Source organism: Desulfonatronospira sp. (genome assembly GCA_003563255.1).
Taxonomy (GTDB): domain Bacteria; phylum Desulfobacterota; class Desulfovibrionia; order Desulfovibrionales; family Desulfonatronovibrionaceae; genus Desulfonatronospira.
Map to the genome: position 1 here is coordinate 1 of PWSL01000388.1, position 18,183 is coordinate 18,183.

14 protein-coding genes are annotated in these 18,183 nt (G+C 49.1%); 9 read left to right on the top strand and 5 right to left on the bottom strand.

From position 1 onward, the window contains the following. Positions 1 to 376, top strand: a 376-nt coding sequence (locus tag QZP87_RS11310; protein ID WP_291323029.1) for a hypothetical protein, incomplete at its 5' end; no start/stop codon positions are given. Positions 377 to 493: 117 nt separating this feature from the next. Here the strand turns inward: QZP87_RS11310 and QZP87_RS11315 are convergent. Continuing rightward, entirely contained in the window at positions 494 to 1,843 is a 1,350-nt protein-coding gene (locus tag QZP87_RS11315; RefSeq protein ID WP_291323030.1) for a tetratricopeptide repeat protein, read from the bottom strand. A gap of 1,005 nt (positions 1,844 to 2,848) precedes the next feature. Between QZP87_RS11315 and xseB the strand changes: the two genes are divergently transcribed. Genes xseB through tgt form a run of 4 tightly spaced genes read left to right on the top strand, consistent with a single transcriptional unit; the run spans position 2,849 to position 5,743 of the window. Further along, positions 2,849 to 3,067 carry an exodeoxyribonuclease VII small subunit gene (gene xseB, locus QZP87_RS11320; RefSeq protein WP_291323031.1) on the top strand — a complete coding sequence of 73 codons (219 nt, stop codon included), beginning with the start codon at positions 2,849 to 2,851 and terminating at the stop codon, positions 3,065 to 3,067. After that, positions 3,060 to 3,956 (top strand): polyprenyl synthetase family protein, encoded by an 897-nt coding sequence (locus tag QZP87_RS11325; RefSeq protein WP_291323032.1) that lies wholly within the window; start codon positions 3,060 to 3,062, stop codon positions 3,954 to 3,956. The genes xseB and QZP87_RS11325 overlap by 8 nt, the downstream gene beginning before the upstream one ends. Before the next feature lie 18 nt (positions 3,957 to 3,974). Beyond that, positions 3,975 to 4,610 (top strand): endonuclease III, encoded by a 636-nt coding sequence (gene nth / locus QZP87_RS11330; protein WP_291323033.1) that lies wholly within the window; start codon positions 3,975 to 3,977, stop codon positions 4,608 to 4,610. A 14-nt stretch (positions 4,611 to 4,624) separates the two neighbouring features. After that, positions 4,625 to 5,743 carry a tRNA guanosine(34) transglycosylase Tgt gene (tgt, locus tag QZP87_RS11335; protein WP_291323034.1) on the top strand — a complete coding sequence of 373 codons (1,119 nt, stop codon included), beginning with the start codon at positions 4,625 to 4,627 and terminating at the stop codon, positions 5,741 to 5,743. Positions 5,744 to 5,876: 133 nt separating this feature from the next. Here the strand turns inward: tgt and QZP87_RS11340 are convergent, their stop codons facing one another. Beyond that, positions 5,877 to 6,305, bottom strand: coding sequence for a hypothetical protein (locus tag QZP87_RS11340; protein WP_291323035.1), 429 nt, complete (start codon positions 6,303 to 6,305; stop codon positions 5,877 to 5,879). 650 nt (positions 6,306 to 6,955) lie between these two features. Here QZP87_RS11340 and QZP87_RS11345 point away from each other — a divergent pair. Next, positions 6,956 to 8,596, top strand: coding sequence for a glutamate synthase-related protein (locus QZP87_RS11345; protein WP_291323036.1), 1,641 nt, complete (start codon positions 6,956 to 6,958; stop codon positions 8,594 to 8,596). 16 nt (positions 8,597 to 8,612) lie between these two features. On the opposite strand, the gene QZP87_RS11350 is transcribed toward QZP87_RS11345, so the two are convergent. After that, positions 8,613 to 11,261 carry a PEP/pyruvate-binding domain-containing protein gene (locus QZP87_RS11350; RefSeq protein WP_291323037.1) on the bottom strand — a complete coding sequence of 883 codons (2,649 nt, stop codon included), beginning with the start codon at positions 11,259 to 11,261 and terminating at the stop codon, positions 8,613 to 8,615. Between the two features lie 478 nt (positions 11,262 to 11,739). Here QZP87_RS11350 and gdhA point away from each other — a divergent pair, with 478 nt between their 5' ends. Continuing rightward, a complete protein-coding gene (gene gdhA / locus QZP87_RS11355; protein WP_291323038.1) occupies positions 11,740 to 13,089 on the top strand; it encodes an NADP-specific glutamate dehydrogenase in 1,350 nt (449 codons plus the stop codon). Between the two features lie 20 nt (positions 13,090 to 13,109). On the opposite strand, the gene QZP87_RS11360 is transcribed toward gdhA, so the two are convergent. After that, complete coding sequence (locus QZP87_RS11360; RefSeq protein WP_291323039.1) at positions 13,110 to 15,767, bottom strand: CBS domain-containing protein; 2,658 nt, start codon at positions 15,765 to 15,767, stop codon at positions 13,110 to 13,112. Continuing rightward, a complete protein-coding gene (xerD, locus tag QZP87_RS11365) occupies positions 15,751 to 16,701 on the bottom strand; it encodes a site-specific tyrosine recombinase XerD (protein WP_291323040.1) in 951 nt (316 codons plus the stop codon). Before xerD ends, QZP87_RS11360 begins: the two co-directional genes overlap by 17 nt. Before the next feature lie 578 nt (positions 16,702 to 17,279). On the opposite strand from xerD, the gene folK reads away from it, so the two are divergent. Beyond that, the gene (gene folK, locus QZP87_RS11370) at positions 17,280 to 17,774 is read left to right on the top strand and encodes a 2-amino-4-hydroxy-6-hydroxymethyldihydropteridine diphosphokinase (RefSeq protein WP_291323041.1); all 495 of its coding nucleotides are present in this window, start codon (positions 17,280 to 17,282) and stop codon (positions 17,772 to 17,774) included. 22 nt (positions 17,775 to 17,796) lie between these two features. Further along, positions 17,797 to 18,066, top strand: coding sequence for a transcriptional regulator (locus tag QZP87_RS11375; protein WP_291323042.1), 270 nt, complete (start codon positions 17,797 to 17,799; stop codon positions 18,064 to 18,066). Positions 18,067 to 18,183 lie beyond the last annotated feature (117 nt).

The following is an 18,183-nucleotide window of genomic DNA, read 5'->3' on the forward strand; positions in this document are numbered from 1 at the left end:
CGCTCCCACGCTCTGCGTGGGAGCGTATCTGGACCGCTCTGCGGTCATTGGTGGACGCGGAGCGTCCGGTAGATGTTCCCACGCAGAGCGTGGGAACAATAAAGGAATGATGCCCCGGAGGGGCCTCTTTTTCCGTGCAAGGTCGCGGAAAAAGGCGTTTAGCACAAATTTCGGAACAACATGTTGGTCGTTAAAAACGGTTCCTGGTTCTTCGTTCCTGGTTACTTCTTGTTCCCAGGCTGGAGCCTGGGAACAAGAAAAGAAAAGAAAAAGAAAAGAAAAAGAAAAGAAAAGAAAAGAAAAAAATCTCTGCTTGCATGTTTATGGGGACAGGCAACCCGGCACTTATTTTTTTATTGAACAGGCAACAGATTAGAAAAATAAGTGCCGGGAGAGCCAGTCCCCGTGCTCAACGCGTCCTGTGCATCATTGTAAGTAAAGCCGGGCAGAGGCACCCCAGTGGCACATGCAAAGAGCTTAACTTCACAGATACTCAACTGGTTATTTTCGCCATAAGCTTTTTAGCACTCTGGTATTCAGGATTCACTTCCAGGGCTTTTTTAAGATACTTGAGAGCATCGTCCGGTTTTTGAAGGGCCAGATAGACTTTGGCAATGTTAAAAGGTATACTGGAGTATTGAGAAAGTAATTCCGGGGTGACCTCCATGGCCTTCTGAAAATTTTCCAGTGCCCTGTAGTACTCTTTGCCCTGGGCATATGCCATGCCCACGTTATAATACAGGCCCCCATCCATGGGCGCAATCTTAAGAGCCTGTTTGTAGTACCCGATGGACTCCTGCCATTTTCCCTGCTGCCTCAGACTAATGCCGATTTCGTTGAACATCCAGATATCATCTCTGGAAAGTGATGCCCCCTTATGCTCTAAGGCCTTGGCCACATACTGCGAGCTCAGGTCAGGACGTTCCTCCCGGATTTTTTTTGCAATCTGCATGTAGGTAGCACTGATTATATCCCTGGCCTGCTTTTGAACCTGCTTTACGGCCTGGTTGAAATGCACTTTGGCCTGGTCCTCGTTGTCCATGCGCAAATATGTGTCACCCAGTTCAATCTTTCGCTCATGATTCAGGGGCGAGAGCTTGTCCATCTTTTTAAGGTATTCCAGCTTCTTTTCCAGATTATTAATGTCTGAATACAATTCAGCAAGCTTTTTCAGTGGTTCCAGGTACATCTTGCTTGTGCCGGCAGCCTTTAAATAAAATTTTTCAGCTAAATCAAATTGATTTCTTTTTTTTGCAATATCTCCTTTCAGGATGTAAGCTATGGCGCTGTCCGGCTTTTGCGTCAAGATTTCCTGCGCCACTTTTTCTGCCTGGTCCAGGTGGTTATCCACAAGCATGGACTTGGCTTCATCTACTTTTTTTATCAGTTCATTGTTGGGATTTATAGTCAGGGCGATTTTTTGAAGCAGGGAATTCACCGATACAGGTTTGACAATGACATTGTCAGCTCCCATTTCATACATCTGGATAATATTGCTGCGCTCGGTTTCAGATGTCATGACAACAATTTTGCACTTGTATCCCAGTGTGTTTTTAAGGTTTTTGATATGCAATATGTTGCTGACGCCGTCGATGGAAGCTTCAACCAGAAAAACCACCTGGTTGAAGCGGGCAAGGAGGGACTTTGTATCAGAGGCGGCTTTTTCAAGACTCTGTTTGTGGTAAAAAGAGCCGGGATCTTTGCCCATTGCCTTGTACATTGCCTTTATTGCCTTTATGAGCAGGCTGTCCTGAGTTATGGCAATTATACAGCCTTTTCCCTCATTGAGAAAAAACTTGACAATTTTTTCATAAATAGTGAGTTTTTTTTTACTGTCTTCCATTTTGAGAATGCCTGTAAAACTACATCAAGACCTGTACTTTAGAGCAGGGGGACCAGGTCGATACTTGAGTAGACATCTGATTTGTAACCATTCAGGGGGTGCCGGAACCGGCCAGCAATCAATACCGAGGACCCCCTGAATGGTTACTCTGATTTTGATAAAAATATGACCGAATAAATCCGTTTGTATCTGTTTAGCGGTAACCATTCAGGGGGGTGCCAGGAACTACAACTGAGTACCCCCTGAATGTTTACGTTAAGCGCGGGGGTTCAGCGCCTGGCACTGGGACTGTCCCCTGGGAAATATCCTGTAGTATTAGCACTACAGCGACATTTTATTTAAGCTGGAAGGGGACTGGCTCTTTTGCCGCCGGATAGTCCGGCCGTTTTACGGTTTTGAGGTCGGCAAAAGTGCCTGTCCCCGGTGGCCCTACAGCGAAACTTATAAAATATAATATTGCACCTCAATTGGGGACAGGCACCCCCGCACTATTTTATATTATAAATGATCTTGGTATTATTGGAAAAAATAAGTGCGGGGAGAGCCAGTCCCCATGCCACATGCAAACGGCTAAACTGCTACCAGATTAATAATACCGGAGCGGTTTGTCAAACCGGCTATAAGCCATGAATACTATTACTAAGGCGGGCTGTGCCAGCAACCCAATAAAGAAAAGAGCTTTTTTGACAGGATTAACCCCAGTTAAACATCCCAAAAAGGACCCCGGTTTAATGGGGCAGGCCCAGTTAAACCCTGCTTCGCAGGAAATCCTTCGGATTTGTTTAACCGGGCAGGCAGGATTAAGAGATTTATGAAGAGAAAATCATTTTTGTCCTGTTTACACCCACACATGGATACCCCCATACCCCCATACTTTCTTCCATGGGAGGGGAGTTTACGCCGTGCCCGTGATCCTATCTAGAGGGGCAGGATGTCAAGAAAGTTACCAACATGTTGGTTTGAAATATGTGCTAAGCGCCAAAAAAATGTATCCAGGATAAATATATGCCAGCAAAACAAGGAGATTTTGATAAAAAAATGCAGAGGCTGCAAAAAATTGTGCAGGAACTGGAAAAAAAGGAGTTGCCCCTGGAAAAGGGAGTACAGTTGTTCAAGGAGGGCATGGAAATCACCCGATCCTGCCGGGAACAGCTGGAAAAGGCCCGGCATGAAATCAATATGTTAACTGAAAACCCGGAGGATTCAAAGAGAAACGATGAGTGATACTTTCAAATCTGAACTTGCTTTACGGGCAGGGCAGGTTGATGATTACCTCAAGTCCTGCCTGAACCTGGATAAAACCCCCCCGGAGCTGAAAGAGGCCATGAACTACAGCCTCATGGCGGGTGGCAAAAGAATCAGGCCTATCCTCTGCCTTGTATGGGGTGAGATGCTGGGGGTATCCTCAAAAAATATTATGCCTTTTGCCGCCGGCCTGGAAATGATTCATACCTACTCACTGGTGCATGACGATCTGCCGGCCATGGACAACGACGACCTGAGGCGGGGCAAGCCCACCAGCCACAAGAAATTTGGTGAAGCCATGGCTATACTGGCAGGAGACGCTTTATTGACCCATGCCTTTACCATGATGTTTAACACCGGTCTGCCGGCGCAAAATGTCCTGAATGCCTGCCGTACAGTGGCCGATGCATCAGGTCCGGAAGGCATGGTAGGGGGACAATGCCTTGATATGGATGCCACAGGCAGGGACAGCATGATCCTGGAAGACCTTCAAGGCATGCACGCCATGAAGACCGGGGCCCTGCTGAGGGCCTCATGCTGCAGTGGGGCCATACTTGCCGGCTCAGACCCTGAAGAGGGAAAGGATACTTTAAATGCCTGGGAATTCGGCGGCAATATCGGACTGGCTTTTCAGATTGTAGATGATATCCTGGATGTTATCGGAGATGAAAAGTCCCTGGGCAAACCCGTAGGCAGCGACCAGTCTGTCAACAAATCCACTTACCCAAGGTTTCTGGGGCTTGAAAAAAGCCGAAAACTGGCTCAGGAAGCCTCCAATGCAGCAAAGGCCAGCCTGGGGGATTACCATGGTTCAGGAAAGGATTTTCTGAACAAGCTGGCCCAGTACATAGTGGACAGGGCGACCTGAAATTCTGGACCGGCTCAGATGCACGATTTTTCGCCTGAACTGCCCCTGGAGATCATTAAAAGGCTCAGAAAACGTTATCCGGTCCCGAAAACCGCCCTTAACTGGAAAAATCCCTGGGAGCTTCTGGTAGCTACAATCTTATCCGCCCAGTGCACCGACCTGCAGGTCAACAAAATCACCCCGACACTTTTCTCCAGGTGGCCGGATGCGGAGTCCGTTTCCAGGGCCGACCTGGAAGAATTGCAGGAGATAATCAGGCCTGCTGGTTTTTTTCGGACCAAGTCAAGAAGTATCATACAGTCTGCCGGCATCATTACTGACAAGTTTCAGGGCCGGGTACCGGCGGAAATGGATGAGCTTTTGAGTCTGCCGGGGGTTGCCCGTAAAACCGCAAATATTGTCCTTTACGGGGCATACGGCATCAATGCCGGGGTGGCGGTGGACACCCACGTAAAAAGGGTTAGCCGCCGCCTGGGATTGACCGGTTCAAAAAATCCTCAGATAATCGAGAAGGAGCTCATGCTCTTTTTTTCCAGGCAGGACTGGGGAGACCTGAATCATATGCTGGTATTTCTGGGCCGCGAGGTATGCCGGGCCCGAAAACCCCTGTGCATAGAATGTCCCCTGTCGGATATCTGTCCTCAACTGATTTAGACGGAGCCTTATGCATGAACGATATCGGCAGATTCACCCTGGAACATACAGACGGTTCAGCCAGATCCGGCATACTGAACACGAGGCATGGTCCGGTCAAGACCCCGGCGTTTATGCCTGTGGGCACCCAGGGCAGTGTCAAGAGCCTGTGCCCCGTGGATCTGCAGAATATCGGAGCCGGCATCATCCTTGGAAATACGTACCACCTGTACCTGCGTCCCGGGGACGAACTCCTGGCGGAAGTGGGGGGACTGCACCGGTTCATGAACTGGCACCGCCCCATTCTGACCGATTCCGGAGGATTTCAGGTTTTCAGCCTGGCCGGTCTAAGAAAAATAACCCCTGAGGGAGTAGAGTTTAAATCGCACCTGGACGGCTCCAAGCATTTTTTTACTCCTGAAAAGGTTATTCGCATCCAGCAAAATATCGGTTCAGACATCATGATGGTCCTGGACGAGTGTGTTCCTTACGGAGCGGACCTGGAATACACCAGAAACTCCATGTACAGGACCACCATGTGGGCAGAAAGAAGCAGGGCGTATTATCCCATGGCAACTGGAAGTCAGATCATGTTCGGAATTGTCCAGGGAGGTTTTTTCAGGGAATTGCGTCGCGAAAGCGCCGCCAGGCTTACGGAAATCCCCATGGACGGCTTTGCCCTGGGCGGTCTGAGTGTAGGGGAAACAAAAAAGGAGATGCTGGAAACAGTTTATTTCGCTGCCCCGCTTCTTCCAAAAGACAAGCCCAGGTATCTAATGGGGGTAGGCACGCCTTTGGATATCCTGGAAGGGATAAACGCCGGTATAGACATGTTCGACTGTGTCCTGCCCACCAGAAACGCCCGCAACGGGACCCTTTTTGCATCCATGGGAAAAATCAACATCAAGCAGGCCGGATACATCCGGGATGAGTCTTCTCTGGATCCGGAGTGTGACTGCTATGCCTGCAAAAACTTTTCCAGGGCTTACCTGCGCCACCTGTACATGGCCAGGGAGATCCTGGCCTATCGACTGAATACCATTCATAATCTGCGCTTCTTTATCAGACTGATGCAACAGGCCAGGTCAGCCATCCATAAAAACAATTTTGCAGGGCTTTTGAAAAAAATACGGGACGTATATCAGGTGGAGTAGGGCTGAACTGCTGACGGGGATGTAAAAAACCAGCATAAAAAACGGCCACCGTAACCATTCAGGGGGTCCTCGGTAATGACTAATGGCCGGTATCTGCCCCCCTTGAATGGTTACCGGCCACCCATGCAGGGTATCAGGGTTCCTGATCTGCGCCGTGCATCTCCAGTCGGGGCTGTCTGGCCATCATGTCCCAGCATGATCCTTCCCAGCCGGTGATTATGCCCTTGTCGCTGCAACTGGGGCATCGCCAGTAGATCTGGCCATTACTGAGGTAATCCACGTAAATAATCTCCAGTCGTCCCCGACAGGGGTACCTGTGGGGCCTCCTGCGACAGAATATATCACTGAAAACCGGTCCGAAAGTGGCGTCTCTGGTAGCCACCCATACAATCCTGCCGAAATAACCGGCCATAATGGAGGAAGATCTGGACATGCAAGGGTCCTGGAATCCTTTTTCATCCAGGTACTCCTGCATGTTCACCTTCCAGCAGAACCTCATTTCATCCGCGTCAAAAACAGGGTGTATAGCGTCACGGGAAAGCTTGAGTAGAGTTAAAACCATTCTGTGTCGTATTTTTAGTTTGCGTTGCCTTGTTTTTTTGAGCTGTGGTTACAGCTCCGTGCCTGTAAAAAAATAACCTTACCCAATATGGCAAAAAATGCAAGCTCCCAGATTGTGTATCTGTTCAGAGTTTTGCATGTGGCACTGGGACCGGATCTTCCGGGACCTCTCCGGGCTGTATGCTCTCCCCTCCGGCCTGGAAGACCTAAGGGCTGGAAGCTGAGCAGGAAGTCGACCTGTAGGCACTGGTCTTATGAGCCTTAGGCAGGGCAGGGCAGGAAGCCACAAGGCATGCAAAGCACTGAACAGATACTGTGCTGATTTGAAAAAATCAAATCATTACAAAGAGTTGTAGTGTCAAACATATCAGTGATTTTTGAACTACTGCCAGTCATACCTCATGCCATGCGCCTCGCGTGGCAGGAATTATTGCACATAGCAAGTTGACATCAAAAAACATTTACAAAATTGTAATAAAAAGTTTCACTTTTACCATTGAGTAATTTATACTGCTTTGGTAGAGATTCTGGTTAACGGGCCGAATGCGTGCTTCAAAGTTGCGGAAAAATTATTTCCTGCCTTCAGATTCAAGCTTATGGGCCTGATATTTGAACTATTCGAATCAAGTATATATTAAGGAGGGTTATTTAGTGAAGACTTCCAAGTCAAATGATGTATTGGGGACCGTCAACCGTGGCAGTCCGGCGGAATCCGGGCTATGCACCCTTTGCAGGGCGGACTGCGCAGGCAAATGTGAAACCTGGCTTGCCAGCCTCAAAGGCCGGGCAGTACTGTATCCCCGTGATTACGGAAAAGTAACCGCCGGTGCGGACAATATTACTCACGTGGGCGTATCTTACAACTCCCTGCGCATCCAGGGCTATAATTTCGGCTCTCATGGTCTGCCTGAAGGAGCAAGTAATGACCCGGACAACTGCACCTTTCAGGATGTGGACGTAAAGACGGTTTTCGGCAGGCATAAAGAGGTCAGGGCCAGAATACCCATCATGACCGGAGCTCTGGGGTCGACCAAAATTGCTGAAACTTACTGGGATGCCTTTGCAGTGGGGTGTTCCCTGGTGGGAGTTCCCATTGTTATCGGCGAGAATGTGGTGGGAGTAGACCAGCAATCCAGGATGGTAAACGGGCGTATTGTCGCTGCTCCGGAACTCGACCGCCGCATTGCCACCTACATGCGCTACTTTGACGGTCACGGTGCTGTTCTGGTTCAGATGAATGTGGAAGACACCCGGAACAGAGTGGCTGAATATGTTGCTGAAAAATACGGCGGTGACAAGGTTTTCATCGAAATTAAGTGGGGCCAGGGGGCCAAGGATATCGGTGGTGAAATCGAGGTTTTCGATCTGGAACACGCCCTTTTTCTAAAAAAAAGAGGTTATGTAGTAGACCCTGATCCTGAACTACAAGCCGTGCATGAAGCCTTTAAAAAAGGTTCTATCAAGGCTTTTGCCAGACACAGCCGTCTGGGCTTCACCGATTATTCCCGTTACGAGGACGTGCGCAACAATTTCAAATCCACTGTAGACTATCTGCGCGGAATGGGCATCAAGGGAGTCACCCTCAAGACCGGTGCCTATGGTATGGAAAGTCTGGCCATGGCCATCAAGCTCGCCGGAGAAAACGATATAGATCTGCTGACCATTGACGGCGCCGGAGGAGGTACAGGAATGAGTCCCTGGCACATGATGCAGTCCTGGGGGGTTCCATCAATCCTTTTGCACTCCAAGGCATACGAATATGCCCGGATCCTGGATGAGAAGGGAGAGAAGGTCCCGGACATGTCGTTTGCCGGAGGATTTGCTCAGGAGGACCACATCTTTAAGGCCCTGGCCATTGGTGCTCCTTACAGCAAGGTGGTCTGCATGGGAAGAGCCCTGATGATTCCAGGTTTTCTCGGCAGCAATATCCAGGGAGTCCTGGAACCGGAGAAAAGCAAGATGCTGGGCGGAAACTGGGATAAGCTTCCCAGGACGGTTTCAGATTTTGGTTCTTCCCCGGAAGAGATTTTTTCAGGTTATTATGATGTCCAGGAAAAAGTGGGCAGAGACGAAATGACCAGTGTTCCATACGGAGCTGTCGCTTTCTGGACCATGGCCGACAAGCTCAAGGCCGGCCTGCAGCAGTTCATGGCTGGTGCCAGAAAGTTTTCTGTGCCGAGCCTGTCCAGGGATGATCTGGCTTCTGGAAACAGGGAAACCGAAAAAGAGACCGGTATAAAATTCATCACTGACGCAATGGACGAGCGGGCCAGGGAAATACTCAAAATGTAGCTGCTGCCTGTATGACTCAGATCTGGTTCTCTTTCTGAAAATACACAGCAGCGTACTGTTCCCGGACACTGGCGAAAAGCTGGATTGAAGCCTGATCAGGCAACATTGGCTGATCAATGACAAAGACTGTATCGGTCCATTTTGCCTGATCAGGCAGGATCTGGGTCAGCCTGTTGCCTGAATTTTCAAGAAAAGAGCGGTTGAGCAGGTTGTCATTTTTATCCGGGTAAAGAGCCATGTACAGAATATCAAACTCGATGAGGTCACTGAAAAAATGGGTTCCAAGGGATACGTCCGGAACAAAGTCCTGGCGCATGGCCACTATTTCCACCAGCACCGATACCGGGCTTATTTCTGCAAAACTTACAGGAACGCCCAGTGATGCAATACTTGTACCCCACCTTCCAGGCCCCAGGAGCATTTGATTAAAGCAGGAGACGCAGGTTCTTTCGTGAGTAATGAGTCCGATAAGCCTGGCCACAGCATGGCGCTCCCTTTCTGACAGGTAACCGTATTTTTCGGGGCTGACATAGATGATGCGGTCGATTTTATCTTGACGGCTCTGGCCGATAATGGGACCGGCGCTTTTAACAATCAGGTTTTCAGAAGAAATCAGAGCTGAATCTTTTTCCTGACCTCCAGCATACTTCATTTCCAGAGGTCTGCACTGGACGATATTGATTTTGTAGTCCTGTTCAGAATCGGTCTCATCACCTGCCTGCTCACTGAAAAAGTTGACGGTGAACTCGATATCCACTGTAGTGTCATAAGCCTTTTCCAGAATTTTCAGCATTGCCTGCATATCTTTGCAGAAATCTGTTTCAGACAACAGGGATTTAAAGTTCAGAATCCAGGGAAAGAAATTGTTGAGGTTCATTTGCCTGGCTTTACGCTCTAAAGACCTGTCCTTTTCGGCGAAATGACCCATGGGAAGCCCGGAACATGTCCGGGCCAGTGTTTTGAAATCCATGGAAGTCAGGGAGTTATTTTCCAGGTCCAGGACATCAACCTGCCGCTGGGTGTAGAGATGTCCTTCCAGGTCGGCCAGAGGCTGCATCATAGGTTCGTTCAGGGCAATCACCCTGGTATAGTCGTCATCCGAGCGATTTACGGCTCTGGTGCCCAGCCCGAAAACCAGCCTGAGCATGCCTGATTCAGGATCCACCCGTCTGTTCCAGGCGTACGGGTTAAAAGAAAATCCAACTCCAGCAGCCTGGGGAAAAAAGAATCTGCCGTGGTTGATCCCGCTGACCCTCTGTACCAGTAGAGCCATCTGTTCATCTTTGTCCAAAAGCCCCCTCTGCTTGCGGTAAATCAAGGCCTTGTCGCTGATGGAGCTGGCGTATATTTCTTTGACAGCTTCGATAAAAGTCGCCAGTCGCTGACCTCTGCTGCCCTGGTTGGGGCAGAATATGCTTTTGTATTTTCCAGCAAATACATTTCCGAAGTTGTCTTCCATGAGTGAACTGGACCGGACGATGAAAGGCCACTGACCGAAATAGTCCAGCAGGTCTACAAATTGTTTGATAATATCGTGCGGGAACGATCCATTGAGAATCTGAGATCTGGCCCTTTCAATATCCTTGAGAAAAAGCTCTGGATCTCTCTGCTGTTGCCTTATCCACCATACACCATTCTGGACCAGAAAAGTGTAAAAAACATCAGAGCCTATATAAAATGAATCGTGAGCTTCAAGCCTGTATTCCCATTTTTCTGGATCTGTTCTGCACATAATGGCCCTGGCCAGCAAAAAGCCGCAGCTTTTACCGCCCATGAGCCCGCTGCCGATCATTCTGCGTTTCATGAACAGGACTTCATTAAGAGAAAGGTATTTATAAGCCAGGTCAAGTATGCGCTGGTCCCTGGAAAAAATCATTTTCAAAAGTTTCTTCATCCAGGAACTCTGTTCATGCTCACTGCAAAGACCGTTTTCAAAGGCTTTTTGAACCTCTTCACCTTCAATAAATGTACTGTTCCAGTAGCCATGTTTGTGTATTCCGGAATCCATACGGGACCATGTTTTGTGAGAAAGAACTTTACTGATTTTTTCACTTGTATTTACAGCAACGAACTTTCTTCCCTGCCATTGATGCAGTGCATTCATGGTGGATGAGTATCTGCCGTCTACTTTTAAAGGGTGAATATATAGTTCATTATTGTGTTGATATACATCAATCAACAACTGAGTCACATTGAGAATAGGACTTGTAGCGTGGGCAGAGTGTTTGTTTCGTAGAAGAGCGAAGTACGCTATTGTCTGCATGCTTCCAAGATATGGACATATAAGCATAAAGAAATTGCCCAGCATGCGGTCTGAGCTCCAGTCAGAAGAAAGTTCGCTCAGGCAGTCGAAAAGATAGCAGCATCCTTTTCCATGTTTATGAATAATGGAATGGATTTCAAAAATGAAGTTCTCAAAACTGTGCAGCGGATTTAAACGGTAAGTTGCGGTGGTCTTTTCATCTTTCAAAAGAGGTCTGTGTCTGGCAAAACGTATGTAGATAAGAGGAATACCATTAAAATGGCAATAGTCACTGTAAGGCAGGACAAAGGGAAGATAATCCTCAATAGAATCGATCTGCCAGACCACATTATCGCCGGTGCGCAGGCCGTTGAGGGCGTCATCCAGGCCAGGGACCCCGGTGCTGAAATTATAATCGATCATAAGCTGCATCCAAAATAGGGGAGTATTACCAGTTTGTTATTTTACTATCACTACAGCGAGACTTTGTGTTAATTATTGCCTCAGCCACCGGGGACAGGCACTTTTGCCGAACTCAAAACCGTAAAATGGCTGTAACCATTCAGGGGGTCCTCGGTGTTGATTACTGGCACCAGGCCTGGGGACTGTCCCGCACTTATTTTTCTAACGCTCACATCTGTAAATTGTTCATCAGAAAAAAATAAGTGCGGGGTAATGCTCTTGAAAAAAGTTGATTGTTTTGTCGTTTCCAGCTAAAAAGCCGGTGTTTTTATCACTACAGCGAAACTTACTTATTGACCTCCGTGGACTGTCCCCAATTGTGACAGGCGGTAAACTTTTAGAAGTTTCGCTGGTAGTGTTATCCATCGCTTCAGGGAGTTAAGGTAAGTAGCAGAATAAACAGTAACAGTCCACAGAAAAAGATCAACGAGGAAGATCAATGACAGCAAAGGAGCATATTCATGGTGTGTTTGAACAGGTGATCCAGCGCAACCCTGGTGAGGTGGAATTTCATCAGGCTGTCAAGGAAGTTCTGGAATCACTGGAACCGGTTATAAACACCAGGCCCGAGTATGTAGAGGCCAATATACTGGGCAGAATAGTCGAGCCTGAAAGGGTGATCATCTTTAGGGTACCCTGGCAGGATGACCGGGGGCAGGTACATGTAAACCGGGGATTCAGAGTTCAGTTCAACAGCACCCTGGGACCGTATAAGGGGGGCATACGCTTTCATCCCAGCGTCAATCAGGGAATAATCAAGTTTCTGGGCTTCGAGCAGACCTTTAAAAATTCTCTGACCACCATGCCCATAGGGGGAGGCAAGGGGGGTTCTGATTTTGATCCCAAATTCAAATCCGAACCGGAAATCATGCGCTTCTGCCAGTCCTTCATGACCGAGCTGCAGAGGCATATCGGCATTGATACAGATGTTCCTGCCGGCGATATCGGCGCGGGAGCAAGAGAAGTGGGTTTCATGTTCGGTCAGTATAAAAGGCTCAGAAATGAGTTTACCGGCGTGTTCACCGGGAAGGGTCCGAGTTGGGGAGGATCTCATATAAGGCCGGAGGCCACAGGATACGGAGCGGTATATTTTGCTCAGGAGATGCTCAGGTCCAGAAGCGAGAGCATGCAGGGCAAGACCTGCGTGGTAAGCGGTTCAGGAAACGTCGCTCAGCACACAGTGGAAAAGCTCAATGAGCTCGGTGCCAGGGTGGTGGCTTTATCCGACTCTGACGGCTCCATTTACGATCCACAGGGCATTGACGAGGAAAAACTCAGGTTTGTAATGGAGCTCAAAAGAATACGCGGGGGAAGAATCAAAGAGTATGCCGACAGATTCAAGGGCGCTGAGTACCATAAGGGGCTCAGACCCTGGGCCATCGAATGTGACTGCGCTTTTCCTTCAGCGACTCAAAATGAAATCAGTCTGTCCGATGCCCAGAGTCTGTCCAAAAACGGATGCAGACTTATTTGCGAGGGGGCCAATATGCCCACTGAACCAGAAGCCATTAACCTGGCCCTGTCCTCGAACTGCCTTTTCGGCCCCAGCAAGGCGGCCAATGCGGGTGGTGTGGCTGTTTCAGCCCTGGAAATGTCTCAGAATTCCATGCGCCTGAAGTGGAGCAGGGAAGAAGTGGACAGTAAGCTGAAAGAGATTATGAAAGCGATCTACAGACAGTGTGCAGAAGCTGCAGAAGAATACGGCATGGAAGGCAACCTGGCTGCAGGAGCAAACATAGCTGGCTTTGTCAGGGTGGCCGACGCCATGCTGGATCACGGCGTGGTTTAAGAGCAGATAATTCACTTGCTTTATTCCTCTGGACAGAAATTGTCTTTGACCCATTCAAGCTGGGCCTGTCTGTCGCAGGCCAGACCATCGATCTGGGCGGCCTTGAGATCCTTGAGGATCCGGCCGAATTGCGGGCCGGGCTTAAGACCCAGCTGTTTGAGATCCTTTCCCGTGAGCTGTGGCTGTAGGCCGCGAAGCTGGGTAATGTAGTAGGAAACATGTTTGCGCAGGTCCTCCTTGTATACCTTGGCCATCAAGAAAAGCAGGCCCTCCAGGGGCAGGGGGGTTAAAATAAAGTACAGCGAACTGAGTCTGCCTTCATCCTGGTACCAGGCGGAAAGTTCACTCATGGTGCTGTTTACCTGGGAGCGCAGAGAAAAAATCAGTCTGGACCTCTTTTGCGAAAAGTTAAAGCGCTGCATGATGATTCCGGCCTGGACATCATTTATGTGATTTAAGAGTCCAAGCATATAAAGCACACACTTGTCCACCTGTTCATCCAGATAAAGAAGCTGGAACCAGCTTATTACCTTTTCCGTCTCAGACAGGATGTTTTGTAGATTTGTAGTAAGCTTCAACATGGGATGGATATTTTTCAAAAGACCGTAGTAATCCATCCTTGTTATACAGGGCAGGGGGTTGTTCTCTTCAAAGATCAGCTTTAACTCGTGGAGAATCCTGCTACCGGAAAGCTGGTGAAATATATTCAGCTCCATGGCGTTTTTGATGAGTTTTTCGGTCTGGGCACCGATCCTGAATCCGAACCTCTGCTCAAAACGGATGGCTCTGACTATCCTGGTGGGATCCTCAACAAAGCTGAGGGAATGCAGAACCCGGATGACTTTGTCCTTTAGATCCCTCTGCCCCCCGAAAAAGTCCACCAGCCTGCCCAGATATCCGGGATTCAGTTGTACTGCCAGGGCGTTTATGCTGAAATCCCTGCGGTACAGGTCCATTTTTATGGACGACAGCTCCACCATGGGCAGAGCGGCCGGATGTTCGTAGTACTCCAGCCTGGCTGTGGCCACATCGATTTTCTGACCATCATCACAGATAATCACTGCTGTTCTGAACTTCTGGTGTTCCCTGACCCTGGCCCCCAGTTGATCCGCCAGGGTCCTGGCAAATTTTATTCCATCACCTTCCACCACCAGGTCCACGTCCAGGTTGGTCCTTCCAAGCAGGATATCCCGGACAAATCCTCCGACACAGTATACCTGGTAACCCATTTCCTGGGCCTGCCTCCCGGAGGTTTTAAGCAGTGAGTAGATTTCCCCGGGCAGCCTTTCCTTGAGCATACGCCTGACATTACGCTCGCGTTTTTTTTCAGGAAGCAGGGATTCCGGGATGCGGGCCGGCTCATTGATGAGATTGTTTATCAGGTCGGTTCGGGTTACCACCCCGGTTATTTCACCTTTTGCCATAACCGGGATCAGGCGCTGCCTCTGACCTATGATTATCTCCATCACCCGGTAGATGTCTTCATGGTTGGTTACAGTAAAGATATCCGTGATCATGTACTCTCTGAGGGCAACATTGCCCAGGCCGTGACTGATGGCCTTGTCGGCCAACTGGTGTTCCAGGATCCCGATGCAGCCCGTGCCGTCTTCGTTGGTGACAGGAATGGCCTTGAGCCCGAACCTGGTCATAATCTCTGAGGCCAGGCTGATGGTTTTACTCGCCTCTATGCTCACTGCCGGCCTGGACATGAGGTCCTCCACCAGGATCTGGGGATTTATCTGGGAGTAGAGCAGTCCGAACAACTCATCTTTGACCTGGGTCAAAGTCTTGTGCTTCAGGTTGGCAGAGGCTGCAAAGGAATGCCCTCCGCCTCCCATGGAAGAGCAGATCTTGCCCACGTCCACATCGGTGGTCCTGCTTCTGGCCACCAGGTGTACCCGGTCGTGCATGCGGCCCAGGGCGAAAAGGACCCGGATATTTTCCATGTCCAGGAGTTTGTGGGCCAGAAGGGCGAAATCACCCACATAATGATCCATGGAAATCTCAGTCACCACCACGTCAATTCCCTTGATTTTATGGGTGGTGGCGGCTTCCAGCATGGAATTTAAAATTGCGATCTGTTCTGCACTGAGATCTCGATTGATAAGGTCTGAAACCACGTTTAGATCCATGCCCTGGGACAGAAGCCAGGACGCGGCTGCAAAGTCATGCCCTGTCGTGGATTTGAAGGTGAAGCAGCCGGTGTCCTCGTATACACCAAGGCCCATTATGGTAGCTTCATCCTCGGTCAGCTGGATACCCTGGTTGATGAGCTCTTTGGAGATGACGGCAATGGTGGAACCCCAGGGTTGTACCTTTTCAAATTCTCCTTTCAGGTCCTCCTCCGAGTCGGGATGGTGATCATAGATGTGAATGCTCAGGCCGTCTTTTTCAAAAAGCTGTTCCACGTGCCTGAGCCTGGACTTTTGTCTGGTGTCCACCACCACCAGCCTTTGAACGGAGTCTGGGTCAATATCCTTGAAGGCCTTGAAATTATACAGGTAGGTCGCACTTTGAATAAAAAAGTTTTTAAGGTTTTTTTCCTGACTTCCTGGGAATATCAGAACTGCATCCTGGTAAAGCTTGCTGGCTGCTATCATGGAAGACAGGGCGTCAAAATCGGCATTTACATGACATGTGATTACAGTAGGGGACCTGAGCTTATCTTTTTTCTGCATGAACCGGCTTTCCTGTATTTTTCGACCTGGGATGAAAAAAATCTTGGGCTGACTTCAGCCTGTCGCTCTGGACGTGAGTATAGATCTCGGTGGCTGTTATGTCGGAATGTCCCAAAAGGACCTGAACCGTGCGCAGGTCTGCTCCTCCTTCCAGCAGGTGCGTGGCAAAGGAGTGACGCAGGGTGTGCGGGGAGACATCCTTTTTGATTCCGGCCATTACAGCGTATTTTTTGATGATTTTCCATACCCCCTGCCTGGAAAGGGCCTTACCTGAGCGGTTTAGAAATATTTTGTCCACCAGAGGGGAAAAGGTACTGCGCCAGTGGTGAATATATAAATCCAGCCACTGCATGCAGCTGTAATGCAGGGGGACCAAACGTTCCCTGGAACCCTTTCCCCAGACCCTGACTATGCCCGCCTGAGGATCAAAGTCCAGCACCTTGAGGTTTATCAGCTCTGAAACCCTGAGCCCGGCAGCATAAAGCATCTCCAGCATGGTTTTGTCTCTGACTCCAAGCTTGTCCCCTGCAGCAGGTTGAGCTAGAATACTTTCCACCTCTTCAATGGAGAGTACCTTGGGCAGCAGTTGAGGCAGTTTAGGGTTTTCCAGCATTCCCGCTGGATTATCCATGACTAGACCCTGTTCGTGTAAAAAAGCGTAAAAGCCTCTCAGACTGGCCATGTGCCTGGCAAGGCTGCGGCTCTGAAGGCCTTTGCGCCGTAAAAACATGAGGTAAACAAACAGCCCCTGTTCGTTGATATCCAGTACATCCCTGTTTTTTTGCTGCAGGTACTGAATAAAGGTTGAGAGATCCTCAGTATAAGCTGCAACCGTTTTATGAGCCAGACCCTTTATGATCAGGGCATGATCGAGAAATGACTGAGTATGCGGGTTCTCCCGGGCAAGGGTGGACAAGGGTGGTACTCCTGACATGATAAGGTTTGCTGTAAGCATTCGGGAATGCCGCAACCGGCCCGGGGACAGTCCCCGCGACACCTTTTCTGAACAAATACATAATTACAGACGCGAAGTTTTGTGAACATGCACAGTAAGTACTCAGCGGGGGACAGTCCCCAGGCCTAAGGTTTGCTGTAAGCATTCGGGAATGCCGCAACCGGCCCGGGGACAGTCCCGCACTTATTTTTTTCTGATAAACAATTTACAGATGTGAGCGTTAGAAAAATAAGTGCGGGACAGTCCCCAGGCCTGGTGCCAGGAATTACCAATGAGGACCCTCTGAATGCTTACGGTTTGTTTATGCGTAAACAGGTGCCATACCTTACCTGTACCGGCTTGAGCCTTCAAGGGAAAAAATACTGTACCTGTTCAGCGTTTCTAAGTAACTACGATTTTGGTTCCTGGTTCCTGGTTCGTGGTTTACATGTATCATATGTAAGCATGCAGGGGATCCTCGGTAGTAATTATTTTCACCAGGCCTGGCTGTCCCTGGCCGATTCCGGCACCCCCTGAATGGTTGCCATGATATTGGAATTTTCTCCGGAGTACCACATATGCAGGACATATTTGTCAGCCTGGGATCCAATAAAGGATCGCCGATGGAAAACCTCCGGATCGCCGCAAAGCTTCTAGGTGATTTTCCAGGACTTTACAGTGTATGCAAATCCTCTGTATACCGCACCGAACCTCAGGGAGTAAAAGGTCAGCCATGGTTCGCCAACCAGGTGCTGTGGTTGCGCTGTAACGAGCACTGGCAGCCTGGCAGGCTTCTGTTGAGTCTTAAAGACCTGGAAAGGCGAATGGGCCGCACCCCGGAGAGGCGACACGGCCCCAGGGTGATAGACCTGGATATCCTGCTGTTTGGAAATATCGTGATTGCAGAAGGAAACCTGATTCTTCCACACCCAGAGCTGAAATCCAGAGCCTTTGTGCTGGTGCCGCTGCAGGAGATTTGTCCGGACCTGGTTCTTCCCGATGGTTCAAGGATAGGGATATTGCTGGAAAAGATCGGGTTCCGGCTGGAAGGCAACAAGATATTTCAAACCTGAAACCCAGACAAGGATAGCCGTCATGATGAAATTTATCGTTATAGCTGTGGTGCTTTTTATCCTTTACAAGCTTTTGACCAACGACCAAAAAAAGAAAAAAGACGCACAGCTAAAGGAAAAGGAAAAACTGGCAGCTTCAGGGGTCATGGTCAAGGATCCTGTATGCGGGACTTACGTTGACAAAAACAGTGACGTCCGAATCAAGAAGGGTGGGGAGGTGCACTGCTTTTGCAGCTATGATTGCCGGGATAAGTACCTGAAAAAAATCAAATCCGGGAAAGAAGGTTTTTAATGATTCAGGCAATATCTCAGCAAACAATAACCACGCGAAGCGCGTGGCAGGCCTTAGACAGGATTAACAGGATTGACAGGATAAGCAATCAGCGGCCGGAAGCCGCAGATTGCATTA